Here is a 13047-nt window from a genome sequence, read left to right as displayed (position 1 = left end):
TGGTATAACGATACAGCCATTGAGCACCTCCATCTTTACGCTTATGAAGAAGCAAGCCGGCACCATCATTATATTTGCCAGTTCCCAATGTTGCGACAGATCTTGCATTAAGACGATTCATAAGAACCATTTTTACTCCTTTCTGCTATAGTTTTTACCCACACGTCAGCCCCGCTTGTGACGTGCAAGCAAGTGATTTTGATTGATTCAAGATAAACAGATTTGAAATGAGAGAATCCTACGTTATTCGGGAGGCTAATTCAATATAAATAACGCTAGATTATTATTATAAATCAATATCTTGTTATATAAAAAAACCTAATCCGTAGGAGATTGTTGGAAATGTTGGAACTATCCTTGGTACTTTTGCTGGGCTTAGCAACATCAGAGCGAAAGAAAATATCGTACGAGTAGGGCAGCGAGATGGATACAAACTCTATGAGTATAACTACAGGGGCTATCCAGAGCGTTATCGCGGGGTGATGGCACAAGATGTTTTGAAGTCAAAACCTGAAGCTGTTTTCTTGCATAAGGCAATAGGTTTTTTGCATGTAGATTATAGCAAGCGTGGCTGTGAGATGGAAAGGGTGCAGTGATGGAACAAGAAAACACAAATTCTCTTTTAAAGTTGTTTGATCCAAAATTTTTGCGTCCTTTAATGTATCAGGTTATACCGCAGTTACCTAGATATTTATTGCAACAACGCTCGATGCCTCCAAGCACGCCGTTGGAAGGACGATACAAGCCAAGTTTTTTAGAACGGGCTGCTTGTCGCACAGACCCTTTTGATGCGAGCAATGGGGATAATACTCCGCAAAAATTGAGTCCTACAGAGCTTATTCGCGGTTCTCAAGCAGGGACAGAACGAGCTGGGAAAAAACGCCAGCAGAATTGATTATGTCTATGGATGATTTAAAACGCCAAATGCCTCCATTGCCGGATGTTTCAAAGAATACTGTTAAGATACAAGAGGTGCCGGAGCAACAAAAACATGACTTCTCAGAGCAGGGAGGTGTTGCATCAATGATTCCTCAATCTCCACTTGTTGGGAACATTGATCAGTCTAGTGGGGATGAAGCTGGGCGACAGCAAAAAAATGTGATGGATTATATTGCTCAACTTAATGAGAAATCTATAGCGGAAAACTCTTTGAAAAATGATTCTGGAAATGATGAGGAAAAGCTTTTTGATGCACCTATAGGAGAAGAAAAACATTTGAATGCACACTTACCAGAAGAGGAGCATTTAAAAGCAAATGATATGCCAGAACAGGCAACCGATTATGTAAACGCCGTTGGGAACTTTATTCATAAAGATGCAAATCCAAGCAGCTTATGGGAGCGTTTTAGAAAATCAGAATTTTCCGAGCATCTCATGGATTTTTTTGCGGGGTTAGCATCAGGAAAAACACCACAAGAAAGTTTTTCAAATGCATCTATCCTTATGCGGCAGGGCAACAAGGAACGCGCACAACATAAACAAACTTTGCAATTTTTACGCTCTAAAGGGTATAGCGATGAAGATGCGCAAGCACTCACGCAATATCCAGATCTTGCCATGAAAATCATAGGCAACACGTTAAGCCCTCAAGAAGGCTATAGAACACTACTTAAAAGGCTTAATCGGGGGATTATGAATCTGTACCAACCGAATTGCAGAAATGGACCAAAGCAGGCGGGAAGCGTTTACAAGGTCTTGTACACCGGCGTGTAGCAGAGGCAGGACTATGGGCGAAAGGGGCTTATGTTTCTTCCAATTATCAAACAGTAGAAACGCAAGCACCAACGGGGGTTTTCAAAGCAGAAGCATTGGCACCGATTATTGGTTCTTTCTCAGGTCTTGGTGGATTTTTAGTGGGCAATGGACCCATTCAATGGGCTTTAGCCGCCATTATGGTTTTAGCCGCATGTACTGGTNTGGACCCATTCAATGGGCTTTAGCCGCCATTATGGTTTTAGCCGCATGTACTGGTATTTTCTTTGTTGCTAAACGCTTTCAGGAGCACCGCCTATGATCTTATGGATGAAAAGAAACTTGATGGTAACAGGTGCGGCTTTAGCCGCTTTTTTTATTGCCTTAGCAAGAGCTTTTACTCTTGGGAAAAAAGCAGAGCAACAAAAGCAAACAGAAAAAGCTTTAAAAGCAGCCACAACACGGCTGGAGGTGGAAAGTGAAGTTAATCAAAAAAGTGATGCTGATGTGCATGCTGCTCTCTCTGACTGGTTGCACGACAAATAAATATGCTTCTTCTTGTGTTGGTTGGTTACCTATTTATTTAAGCCGGCAAGATCTGAACGCCATCAGTTCCAATTTAGCAAGAGAGATCTTAAAGCACAATAATCTAGGTGAATGCTTGTGTGGGTGGAAACATGGCTAGAAAAAAAACACAAGACGATATAGAGCTTATAGAATCAGAAAAAGAAATGATCATCACCTATCAAAGCGTGAAAATGATATCTCGCTTGATGAAGTGGATAGTATTTTTTCTTTTTTTGCTTATTCTTGATTTTGCACGCCTCATGGATGCGATAGACAACATCTTCGCTCATTTGAAGCAGTGGTTCTCAAAGAATTAGAAAAACTGTCATACAAGCAAAAACTTCGAAAAATTCTTTTTACTATGAATTGGAGATCCAATCATAAGCGTAGTTCAGAATGCAAACCAAGTCGTAAGAGCTCTAGTGTTTTGGTATTCGGCTTTCGATAGATCACAACTAAATCTGGCTTGATATGACAATCACGACAATTGCGCCATTGACCTGTTAGCGCATGATCTCTCCAATGCGCTTTTAGCGGTTCATTCTCCGCTAACGCTTTGACCACAAGCAGCAAATCCTTCTCTAGTGTATTAGCATACCTACCTTTGCTTTCACGTTTAAGGTCAGACCGGAATGAACGCGTATAGACAATATAGCAAGCTTAGGTTTTCTTTTCAGATTTACGCATTTCGGTTCTATCTTCCCGTATCATGGTCCTTAAGCTGTCTAATGATGTATGTTCGACGCATCCCATTTCGGCATCCTCGATAGCTCGTAATGTTTCCGGATTTGGTTGAAAGATCCAAGCGGTAATGTTCGATCTCTAGCAATGCGCGTCATAAACATGCGTACTGCATCCGATACAGTTAAACCCGTAGACTTAATAACTGCACTTGCAATTTCTTGAACTTGATCAGGTATGCGGGCTTGAATTTTTCCCATTTCTAAATCCCCTATTCAATTGTAGTACAATGTACTGCACGTTAAGTCTATGTCAAGAGTTTCAACAATAGCTTTTCACAAGAGAACTTAGCAAAATTCAAAAAATTATTAGAGAAAGTTAGAAGAATAAGATATGTTTTGTAGAAGAATATTGGAAAATCCTATTCCCTAACCTTTATTTATGAACCCCATACTTAAAAAAACATATAAATCAATGTGATATATGAATAAAAAAGAGCATAATATCACTAAAAGAGTGTTATAGAAATGATGTGTCATGACGATTCTACCACTCGATAGTGCTTCGATAAGAGAGGCAATAGCGCTTCTTGAACAAGGGAAGTTAGTAGCGTTACCAACAGAAACTGTTTATGGATTAGCAGGCGATGCAACCAATGGGAGGGCAATTTCTTCTATTTATTCTACAAAGGGTCGTCCGCAAATTAATCCTCTTATTGCGCATGTTAGCGGCATCGAAATGGCGGAACGTTATGTTAAAATTGACTTTCTTTCACGCCAATTAATAGAGGAATTTTGGCCAGGGCCTTTGACATTGGTTTTGCCTTTAAAGGAACAGCATAATATCCATCCTTTAACAACCTCTGGTTTGAATACCTTGGCTGTTCGTTTTCCAGACAGTCGTTTTGCGGAAGTGGTACAACATTTTGGCCGTCCACTTGCTGCTCCTAGTGCGAATCAATCGGGGCGTCTTAGCCCTACTTCAGCTGAGGCTGTTTTTGCATCTTTGGGGGAATCTGTTCCTTTGATATTGGACGGAGGACCTGCTAAAATAGGGCTGGAATCAACGATTATTAAAATTTGTGGTGAAAATATTTATCTTTTGCGTCCAGGCGGGCTTGCGGCTGATGAAATTGAAGAGGTTGTGGGGAAGCCTTTAAAACGGATAGATCAAAGGGCGGCGATTGAAGCTCCTGGGATGTTAAAATCGCATTATGCTCCCAATGCTACGGTTCGTTTGAATGTAGAAAAGGTGGAAAATGGTGAAGCGCTTTTAGCATTTGGTTCAAAGCGTGTTATGGGGGCTGAAAATGCCGTTTCTATTTTAAACCTTAGCGAAGATGGAAAGTTGGAAGAGGCAGCCTCTCATTTATTTCAATATATGAAGGAATTAGATTCATTTAAAGTGAGATGTATCGCAGTAGAACCTATTCCATCATACGGATTAGGAGAGGCTATTAATGATCGTCTTATACGGGCTGCGGCTCCAAAGGAGAAATGAACATGGAGCAGGAATTAATTGAAGGGTTTAGGGAAATTGTTGGTGCTAAGCATGCTATAACGGATCAAGCTTTGATTGCACCGTATTTGCTTGAAGAGCGTGGGCTTTTTCATGGAAAAACACCTTTACTTTTACGTCCATCTTCTTGCGCAGAGGTCTCATCGATTATGCAGTTAGCGAGCAAAACGCGCACACCGATTGTGCCACAGGGTGGAAATACAGGGCTTGTGGGGGGACAACAACCAGATGAAGGAGGAGGGAGCGTTCTTTTATCCATGGAGCGATTAAATAAGATTAGAGCTATAAATCTTGAGGGAAATTTTGTTGTTGTAGAGGCTGGTGTTATTTTACAGGATTTACAGAAAAAAGTGGATGAATCAGGTCGTTTTTTCCCTCTTTCTTTGGCATCTGAAGGTTCTTGCCAAGTAGGAGGAAATCTTTCGTCGAATGCTGGAGGGACAGCTGTTTTAGCTTATGGCAATATGCGTGATCTTTGTCTTGGTTTAGAAGTTGTTTTACCGGATGGGCGTATTTTAGATGATTTGCGTTTTGTTAAAAAAGACAATAGCGGTTATGATTTAAAAGATCTTTTTATTGGTGCAGAAGGCACATTGGGAGTTATAACCGCAGCCGTTTTGAAGATGTTTCCAAAAATAAAAGGAAAAGCTGTTGCTTTGGTGGGATTATATAGTCCGGCGAAGGCCTTAGAGTTTTTATCTCTGGCTCAAGAATATGGAGGAGGGATGTTGACAGGTTTTGAGCTCATGGGAAATCCCAGTTTGCAAATGGCTTTAGATTATAAGATGTGTGAGAAGCCTCCTCTTCAGCGGAAACATGAATGGTATGTATTAATGAACATTTCATCGTTGCAAGGCAATGATGAGGCGTTATCGGTATTGAGTACTATTTTAGAAGAAGCTTTAAAGAACGCGGTGATAGAAGATGCAGTTGTTGCGCAATCTTTAAAACAGCAAGATTTTTTTTGGCAATTACGAGAAAGTATATCATCAGCACAAAAGTTAGCAGGAGGGTCCATTAAGCATGATATTGCAATCCCACTTGCTTCTATTCCTGATTTTATTGCTGAGGCAGCGCTCATTGTTGAAGATATTGCTCCAGGAGCACAGGTGATTTGTTTTGGACACATGGGCGATGGAAATTTACATTATAATATTACACAACCTGTAGGAGCTGATACGACAGTGTTTTTGCAGTTATGGTCAACAATGAATCATCGCATTCATAGTTTAGTGGTGGACTATAGAGGTGCATTTTCTGCTGAGCATGGAATTGGTCAGCTTAAGCGCGAAGAACTTCGTTCTTTTAAATCGCCTGTCGCATTGGATATTATGCAAGGGATTAAAAAAACACTCGATCCTTTAGGGATAATGAATCCTGGAAAAGTATTATAATTCAAGAATGGTGATCATGCATTTTTGTTTAGATTTTAATAACCAAAAAAGAAACCAGTTGTTTTTTATTCAAACTTTTAATAATCCAATGAGAAAAAGCTGCTAAAGGGTGTATGTTATTTAAGATAAATTGGGATAATGTATATGGCTAATCAATGCTTTAATCAGGCAAAAGCGGTGCTTGAATTTCGGTTAGATCCGTGCCATTTGCCACAAACGACGACATATTTTTCATCCAAAACGGGTAATCAGGTTATTTGTTCGTTAAATGAGCGTGGTGTTTCTTTTAAAACGGATATGCCTTCAAGCTTATCGCATTTAATACCCCCTTATCATTTTCAAGGAATTGCAGCACGTACCGTAAAAACGCGTTCAGGAGAAAGAGCTGTTGCATTAGAATTACTTCATGCCGATGAGGAAGCTTGTATACCGCTTTTGGTTTCCAGAGATTTGAATAATGTTCTTCTGGATTGGCGGTTATGGGCGGATACTTATGGCCTTCCCATGCTTATGATCAATGAAGATAATCGCATTCTGGTTGTAAAAGATCGTTCTGATTTACATCGATTTTTTGGTACAACAGCACATTCTAAACAAAAGCATTTTTTACTTCGTTATAGCAATCCGTTAGGCTTGCGTTTGGTGATTGCGAATCGAATTGCACTCCAGTAAATTAACATGCATTCATTTTTGTACGACCGTCAGCATTTATCTTGTTGTGCTGTAAAACATCGTTGTTTGGGGAGGTAACATAAGGCATGTAAACTTCACACATGAAGTGTTTTTAGAAGATATGGCGAATATTCTAAGTTTGCTTGTAGGTCTTTGTGTAAGTGCAGCATATGAGTGGGAAGCAAGAGGAACCCGCTTAATGAGAATTCAGACCTTTACAGACTGGATTTGGTGTGACTTTTGGTTCTTGAAAACAAAGAGAAAGTCAATGATTGTAAATAAGAGTTTTTTGACACCATACATTGGCAGCAGGAATCGATGATGTAGAACGCTTTTTTCAGAGAGGTAAAAACGGTTTTCATAACAATAGAAACTGTTTTTTTGCGGTATAATTTTGGGTTTTTGCCACATTATTAAAAACACCAGAAGATTACTGGAAGTGTTTTTGAATTTTTTTTATAAATCATTTCTCCATGTTGAATGAAAGCTTTGAATATTTCAGAATATTCTTATTTCATCTCTCTTTTATAATCAAAATCATTTAGATAGAAAGGGTTATCGTAATATTGAGAATTGGAAAATACAATGATGGTATAGGTTTTTATTTTTATTCCAGAAAGCTGGCAGAATGGATTTATACTATTTGCAGGTAGTGTCGTAAAATGGGAATGATAAGCATGAGAGATATTGTTTAAGAATTTGTATGTGAATAACATAACTATCTTTTTGGGCATTTTATTTTTCGTAAAAGCGGAGTTTCACTAAAAACGCGATAAATAAAAGAAATGATAGTATATACGTTTTTCCTCAGGATTTTATAAGAAAGAAAGTGTTTATAAAAATGATGAGAAAATGCGTTTAAAGTAAAGACAACAGTAAAATGATTATTTTATATTACATCTTCAGATTCAGAAAATTTTCCTATTTTATCATGAGTAGATATCCTATTTACAATATTTGATTGTTCAAAGGAAAGCACACTTATTTTTTCAAAATTATGGTCAACGTAAAACAGTGAGAAAATTTGTGTGTCATGCTCTTATATAAAATAAGAAAATCGTAAAAAAAGAATATTCAAAGGATTTAATTTTCTCGCGCAACGGCTCTCCATCCGATATCTCGACGAACAAAACCTTCTGGCCAATCAATAAAATCAACAGCTTCATAAGCACGTTTTTGTGCATGCGTAATCGTTTTTCCTGTTGCAGTTATATTGAGTACACGTCCACCATTTGCAATGAGTTCTCCATCACGCAACACTGTACCAGCTTGAAAAACTTTCACATTGGGAAGAGTGTTTACTTGATCAACGTTACGGATAACAGTACCTTTTTGGGGAGAGTCTGGATAACCATTAGCAGCCATAACAACGGTGAGAGCTGTTTTTTCAGACCACCGAAGAGGCTTATTTTCAAGTTTTCCTTGAGCTGCAGCAAGAAAAATTGGCAAAATATCATCTTTGAGGCGCATCATTAAAACTTGACATTCAGGATCACCGAATCGTACGTTAAATTCAATTAATTCGGGTCCTTTTTGCGTTATCATTAATCCGACGAAGAGAATACCTTTAAAGGGGGCGCCCATTTCTTTCATGCTTATTAAAGCTGGTTCAACAATTTCTTTGAGAGTACGATTCACTATTTCTTGGGTCATGATGGGCGCTGGTGAATAAGCACCCATACCACCGGTGTTTGCTCCAGTATCCCCATCACCTACACGTTTATGATCTTGAGCAGATCCAAAAGGAAGAGCAACTTTACCATCACAAAGGCAGAAGAAGCTTGCTTCTTCACCTTCAAGAAAAGATTCTACAACAATTTTGTTTCCTGCATCTCCAAATGTACTTTTGAAGCAGGCATCAACTGCGTTAAACGCTTCTTCCATAGTTGTTGCAACCACGACACCTTTGCCAGCTGCTAAGCCATCAGCTTTAATAACAATGGGAACACCTTGTTGCTGAATGTAAGCTTTAGCTTTAGAAGCATCATTAAAGCATTGGTAACTTCCTGTAGGAATGTTATTCTTCCGACATAAATCTTTTGTAAAGGCTTTTGAACCTTCTAGTTGAGCAGCTTTTTGAGTAGGACCAAATACACAGATGTTAGCGCTATTAAGAGAGTCTGTTATACCCGCCACCAAGGGTGCTTCTGGTCCTACAATTACAAGATCAATAGAATGTGCTTTACAAAAATCAATAACAAGGGGATGGTCATCAATGTTCAAATTAATATTTTCACCAAATTCTGTTGTTGCAGGATTTCCAGGAGCACAATATAACTTTGTTAGCAGTGGTGATGCTGCTATTTTCCATGCTAAAGCATGTTCTCGTCCACCTGAGCCAATAAGAAGAATATTCATTGCTTGCTCCTCTCATAAAAGATAATTAATCTCATCCCCTTCTCATAAGAATGAAATGTCTCTATCGCAAGACCAAAGGTAAATCATTTGATGAAAAAAAATAAAAATATCGCGCATGTTCAGTCCTATGATAGCCAAGGACGGGTTATGGATGCATCTTCCAAACAATGGGTCTACAGCTTCCTTCCCCGTTCTTTATGGTTTTATGCGCAATTGGCGCGTTGGGATCGACCTATCGGTTGGCAATTGTTGATGTGGCCTTGTTTTTGGTCAACAACAATGGCTTTTTTCTCTTATAACATGCATTACGATACTCTTTTATCAATGTTTCTTCATTGGGTTTGGTATCTTTTTCTTTTTTTTCTGGGGTCTATTGCTATGCGAGGGGCAGGATGTACTTGGAATGATCTTATTGACCATAAAATTGATGCTCAGGTAGAAAGGACACGTTCTCGCCCATTGCCAACAGGTCATGTGAGTCGGTTTCAAGCGAGAGTTTTTATCCTTGTGCAATGTTTTGTTGGTTTAGTCGTTTTATCACAATTTAATAGGTTTAGTTTTTTTCTAGGTATTTCGTCATTGATAGCTGTTGCATTTTATCCTTTTATGAAACGCGTAACATATTGGCCGCAGTTTTTTTTAGGCGTTGCATTTAATTGGGGGGCATTAATGGGGTGGGCTGTTGTCTTTGGAAGTTTAAGCTGGGCACCAATCTTGCTTTATGTGGGATCAATTTTGTGGACCATAGGATATGATACAATCTACGCACATCAAGATAAAGAAGATGACATTACTGTTGGTGTCCGTTCTACGGCTCTTCTTTTTGGTAAAGCAACCAAGCGTGCTTTAGTATTTTTGTATGGTGGTTTTGTGATGTTCGTTAGTCTAGCATTTTATTTAGCTGGAGTTCCTGTTCTTAGTTTTTTGGGGATTTTTGTGGCAAGTATCCATATGTTTATTCAAATTAAAGTCATTGATATAGATGACAGTTCACAATGCCTCAGGCTTTTCAAATCTAATTCGCTTATTGGTTTTGTGATTTTTGCTGGTTTAGTATGTGGGGGTATATGGATGATATTTTATCCTGCGGTCTAAAAATAAGTTAGCTAAAATCATAGTTTCTACTGAATACAGTATGTTTTTTTTTAATAAGCTTGTTGCTAATCTATTTTTAAGCAATACAGTAGAAAATATCACCAATTAACCTTTACAGTGAAAATAAAATTCTTCTATTCAAATAAAATAAATCATCTTCTTTTAGAATTTTTCGAATAAAAAATATTTGTTTAATTGTTGCGAAGAAAAAATCTTCATAACGATGAAGTTTGAAGGATTAGGGATAAAGTTTTTGTCTTTTCCAATCGCTGTGTTCAACACAATCCCGTGTAAAAAGCAAACGATCATGTAAACGAAATGGGCGATCGCACCAGAACTCTATAGAAAGGGGTTTAACACGAAACCCAGACCAATAAGGTGGTCGTGGAATATTGCCTAGAGCATAACGCGCAGTATATTGAGCAATTGCTTTTTCGAGCACAAAACGATTGTCTAAAGGTTGAGATTGTTTAGAGGCCCATGCACCAATTCGACTACCACGTGGTCGCGATTGGAAATAGGCATCGGCTTCCTGTTGACTTACTTTTTCAACGATTCCTCTAATTCTGACTTGACGACGGAGTGATTTCCAATGAAAACCTAAGGATGCTTTCATTGATTTTAAAATTTCTTGTCCTTTACAGCTTTCATAATTGGTATAGAAGACGAATCCTTGGGGACTGTAGTCTTTGAGGAGAACCATACGAACATTAGGGAGTCCTGTTTCGTCAACTGTTGCTAATGCCATAGCATTCGGATCATTTATTTCACTTATCGTTGCCTCTTCAAGCCACTTTGCGAAAAGTTCAAAAGGTTTTTGCATTTGCATAAAATGATCATCTGTTGGTATTTTTTTGCTCATAGTTTCTCCAAATATCAGTGAGCATGGGTGAGGCATTTTCTCATTTACTTTATCATCAAGAAGTCACAGTACCATTTTTTCTTATTTTCAAAAAGCCAATGCTATCGTGTATTTCTATGGTAGTTTAATTATTTTTTACTTTAGCATAGACTACAAGGAGCTATATTAAATAAATATCTCATTTTATCTGGTATTTTAGTTTATTGATAGACATATAAAGAGAAAAGAAGAAATTATTCTTTAGAATAGACTGATGAAGCTATAAGGGATATTGAACAACGTATCAGTTGATATTTTGAAAACGAAGAAATTGAAAAGAGGGCAATATGCGTGATCCCTACACGATTTTGGGTGTGGCACGTACCGCAAAATCGCAAGAGATTAAATCGGCATTTAGAAGATTAGCGAAGAAATATCATCCAGACCATAATAAAGATGATACAAAGGCTAAAGAGAAATTTGCTGAAATTAATCAAGCCTATGAAATTATAGGTGATAAAGATAAAAAGGCACAATTTGACCGCGGTGAAATTGATATGGAAGGAAAACCGCTTTATCAAGCCTATGGTGCTGGTGAAAATTTTAGCAATAAACAAAATCCCTTTTCAGGAGGAGCAAAGGGATTTGATTTTTCCTCTTCAGGTGGTGCAGGTTTTGATACGAGTGATATTTTTCGGGATCTGTTTGGAGGAGGTGGTAGCTTTTCGAATTCCACACACTATAACCGTCCCCAACAAGGAGCACATGTTCGTGCTAATCTTGCCATAACATTAGAGCAGATGGTTGGCGCAGAAAAGGTGGAGGCTGTTTTTCCAAATGGGAAAAAGTTAAAAATTAAACTTCCAGATTATATTGAAGACGGACAGGTTATTCGTTTAAAAGGTCAGGGAGAAGCGGTACCTCACGGGCAAGCAGGAGATGCGTTAATAACCATTCAGATTCAAAAACATCCTCGTTTTCGGGTTGAAGGAAGAGCACTCCATCTTGATTTACCAGTTTCTCTTAAACATGCTGTTTTGGGAGCAAAAGAAGAAGTTGAGACGTTGGAGGGGCGTGTGGTTTTAACGATTCCTGCGTGGTCAAGTTCTGATCGCGTTTTACGGTTGAAAGGGAAAGGGCTTCGTTTAAAAAATGGTACAAGAGATGATCTTTATGTGCATGTTCGCATTATGTTGCCGGGAGATGAAAATGCCGCCGCACTAGAACAGTTTTTGCAAATGCAACAAGATTAATTTTAAAAATTTTATATATAAAAGCGTAGTTTTTGTTTGATTTTAAACCAATTGCTTGAAGAAAAAGTTGACCTGTGTCATAGGCAGGTGAATAATACTAATTTTAAGTAACAATGGGGCAGTGCTGATGGCTAAGGGTAATGGTTTATTGTACGGTAAGCGTGGTTTAATTTTGGGGTTGGCCAATAATCGCTCCATCGCTTGGGGAATCGCTAAAGCGGCAAGTAGCGCAGGGGCAGAGCTTGCTTTTACCTATCAGGGTGAAGCAATGAAAAAGCGTGTCGAGCCTTTGGCTGAAGAATTAAAGGGATTTGTTTGTGGACATTGTGATGTTTCTGACAGTGTCTCTATTGATACGGTCTTTAGAGAAATAGAGAAGAAATGGGGAAAACTTGATTTTTTAGTTCATGCTATTGGTTTTTCTGATAAAGATGAATTAAGTGGTCGTTATATTGATATCAGCGAATCAAATTTTATGATGACCATGAATATTTCCGTTTATTCCCTAACAGCTCTAACGAAGCGTGCAGAAAAATTGATGCCAGATGGTGGTTCAATCTTGACACTAACCTATTATGGTGCAGAAAAGGTTGTTCCCAATTATAATGTAATGGGGGTTGCCAAAGCCGCTCTTGAAGCGAGCGTGAAATATTTAGCGGTAGATTTAGGTCCCCAAAATATTCGTGTTAATGCTATATCTGCTGGACCAATTAAAACGTTAGCGGCTTCTGGTATTGGTGATTTTCGTTATATTTTAAAATGGAATGAATATAATGCTCCATTACGTCGTACGGTAACAATTGAAGAGGTTGGTGATTCTGCGCTTTATTTTCTTTCAGATTTGTCTCGTTCTGTTACCGGTGAAGTCCATCATGTCGATTCGGGTTATAATATCATAGGTATGAAAGCAGTTGATGCACCAGACATTTCTGTCGTTAAAGAATAAAGTTTGGTTATAAGATTTTATTAGACAGCA

At 38.4% G+C, this 13047-nt stretch carries 11 protein-coding genes and 4 pseudogenes; 10 read left to right on the top strand and 5 right to left on the bottom strand.

The annotated features are described in order from the left end of the window. Nucleotides 1–130: pseudogene (locus ACFIKX_RS03865) on the bottom strand (integrase); the annotation flags it as partial. 465 nt (nucleotides 131–595) lie between these two features. Between ACFIKX_RS03865 and ACFIKX_RS03860 the strand changes: the two are divergent. The 4 genes and pseudogenes from ACFIKX_RS03860 to ACFIKX_RS03845 form a co-directional block, all read left to right on the top strand. Further along, nucleotides 596–1608: pseudogene (locus tag ACFIKX_RS03860) on the top strand (hypothetical protein); the annotation flags it as partial. Continuing rightward, nucleotides 1603–2014 (top strand): annotated as a pseudogene (locus ACFIKX_RS03855) (glycoside hydrolase family protein); the annotation flags it as partial. The pseudogenes ACFIKX_RS03860 and ACFIKX_RS03855, both read left to right, overlap by 6 nt. Continuing rightward, nucleotides 2011–2238 carry a hypothetical protein gene (locus tag ACFIKX_RS03850; protein ID WP_375613036.1) on the top strand — a complete coding sequence of 76 codons (228 nt, stop codon included), beginning with the start codon at nucleotides 2011–2013 and terminating at the stop codon, nucleotides 2236–2238. The pseudogene ACFIKX_RS03855 and the gene ACFIKX_RS03850, both read left to right, overlap by 4 nt. A 131-nt stretch (nucleotides 2239–2369) precedes the next feature. Further along, nucleotides 2370–2576 (top strand): hypothetical protein, encoded by a 207-nt coding sequence (locus ACFIKX_RS03845; RefSeq protein WP_375628327.1) that lies wholly within the window; start codon nucleotides 2370–2372, stop codon nucleotides 2574–2576. A gap of 61 nt (nucleotides 2577–2637) precedes the next feature. Here the strand turns inward: ACFIKX_RS03845 and ACFIKX_RS03840 are convergent, their stop codons facing one another. Both ACFIKX_RS03840 and ACFIKX_RS03835 read right to left on the bottom strand, forming a co-directional pair. Further along, nucleotides 2638–2910, bottom strand: a complete 273-nt coding sequence (locus tag ACFIKX_RS03840; protein WP_375628329.1) for a type II toxin-antitoxin system YafQ family toxin — start codon at nucleotides 2908–2910, stop codon at nucleotides 2638–2640. Nucleotides 2911–2919: 9 nt separating this feature from the next. Further along, nucleotides 2920–3200 (bottom strand): annotated as a pseudogene (locus tag ACFIKX_RS03835) (type II toxin-antitoxin system RelB/DinJ family antitoxin). A 277-nt stretch (nucleotides 3201–3477) separates the two neighbouring features. Between ACFIKX_RS03835 and ACFIKX_RS03830 the strand changes: the two are divergent. The 3 genes from ACFIKX_RS03830 (at nucleotide 3478) to ACFIKX_RS03820 (ending at nucleotide 6524) form a co-directional block, all read left to right on the top strand. Continuing rightward, nucleotides 3478–4440, top strand: coding sequence for an L-threonylcarbamoyladenylate synthase (locus ACFIKX_RS03830; protein ID WP_375613034.1), 963 nt, complete (start codon nucleotides 3478–3480; stop codon nucleotides 4438–4440). A 2-nt stretch (nucleotides 4441–4442) separates the two neighbouring features. Then, on the top strand, nucleotides 4443–5852 hold the full coding sequence (locus ACFIKX_RS03825; RefSeq protein WP_375611115.1) for an FAD-binding oxidoreductase: 1410 nt from the start codon (nucleotides 4443–4445) through the stop codon (nucleotides 5850–5852). Nucleotides 5853–5996: 144 nt separating this feature from the next. Next, nucleotides 5997–6524: a DUF6101 family protein gene (locus ACFIKX_RS03820; protein WP_375628324.1), complete on the top strand. Its 528-nt coding sequence runs from the start codon at nucleotides 5997–5999 to the stop codon at nucleotides 6522–6524. Between the two features lie 1083 nt (nucleotides 6525–7607). Here the strand turns inward: ACFIKX_RS03820 and purD are convergent. Continuing rightward, on the bottom strand, nucleotides 7608–8882 hold the full coding sequence (gene purD, locus ACFIKX_RS03815; protein ID WP_375628322.1) for a phosphoribosylamine--glycine ligase: 1275 nt from the start codon (nucleotides 8880–8882) through the stop codon (nucleotides 7608–7610). 90 nt (nucleotides 8883–8972) lie between these two features. Here purD and ubiA point away from each other — a divergent pair, with 90 nt between their 5' ends. After that, nucleotides 8973–9977 (top strand): 4-hydroxybenzoate octaprenyltransferase, encoded by a 1005-nt coding sequence (gene ubiA, locus ACFIKX_RS03810; RefSeq protein WP_375628320.1) that lies wholly within the window; start codon nucleotides 8973–8975, stop codon nucleotides 9975–9977. A 238-nt stretch (nucleotides 9978–10215) separates the two neighbouring features. Here the strand turns inward: ubiA and pdxH are convergent, their stop codons facing one another. After that, the gene (pdxH, locus tag ACFIKX_RS03805; protein ID WP_375628318.1) at nucleotides 10216–10839 is read right to left on the bottom strand and encodes a pyridoxamine 5'-phosphate oxidase; all 624 of its coding nucleotides are present in this window, start codon (nucleotides 10837–10839) and stop codon (nucleotides 10216–10218) included. A 326-nt stretch (nucleotides 10840–11165) separates the two neighbouring features. On the opposite strand from pdxH, the gene ACFIKX_RS03800 reads away from it, so the two are divergent. Together ACFIKX_RS03800 and fabI are read left to right on the top strand one after the other, a co-directional pair. After that, nucleotides 11166–12071 (top strand): DnaJ C-terminal domain-containing protein, encoded by a 906-nt coding sequence (locus tag ACFIKX_RS03800; RefSeq protein ID WP_375628316.1) that lies wholly within the window; start codon nucleotides 11166–11168, stop codon nucleotides 12069–12071. A 127-nt stretch (nucleotides 12072–12198) separates the two neighbouring features. After that, nucleotides 12199–13017 carry an enoyl-ACP reductase FabI gene (gene fabI, locus ACFIKX_RS03795; RefSeq protein ID WP_273787904.1) on the top strand — a complete coding sequence of 273 codons (819 nt, stop codon included), beginning with the start codon at nucleotides 12199–12201 and terminating at the stop codon, nucleotides 13015–13017. Nucleotides 13018–13047: the final 30 nt, after the last annotated feature.

It is taken from the genome of Bartonella sp. CM86QHHN (genome assembly GCF_042194695.1).
Taxonomy (GTDB): Bacteria; Pseudomonadota; Alphaproteobacteria; order Rhizobiales; family Rhizobiaceae; genus Bartonella.
This window is presented reverse-complemented; position numbering and strand designations above follow the sequence as displayed.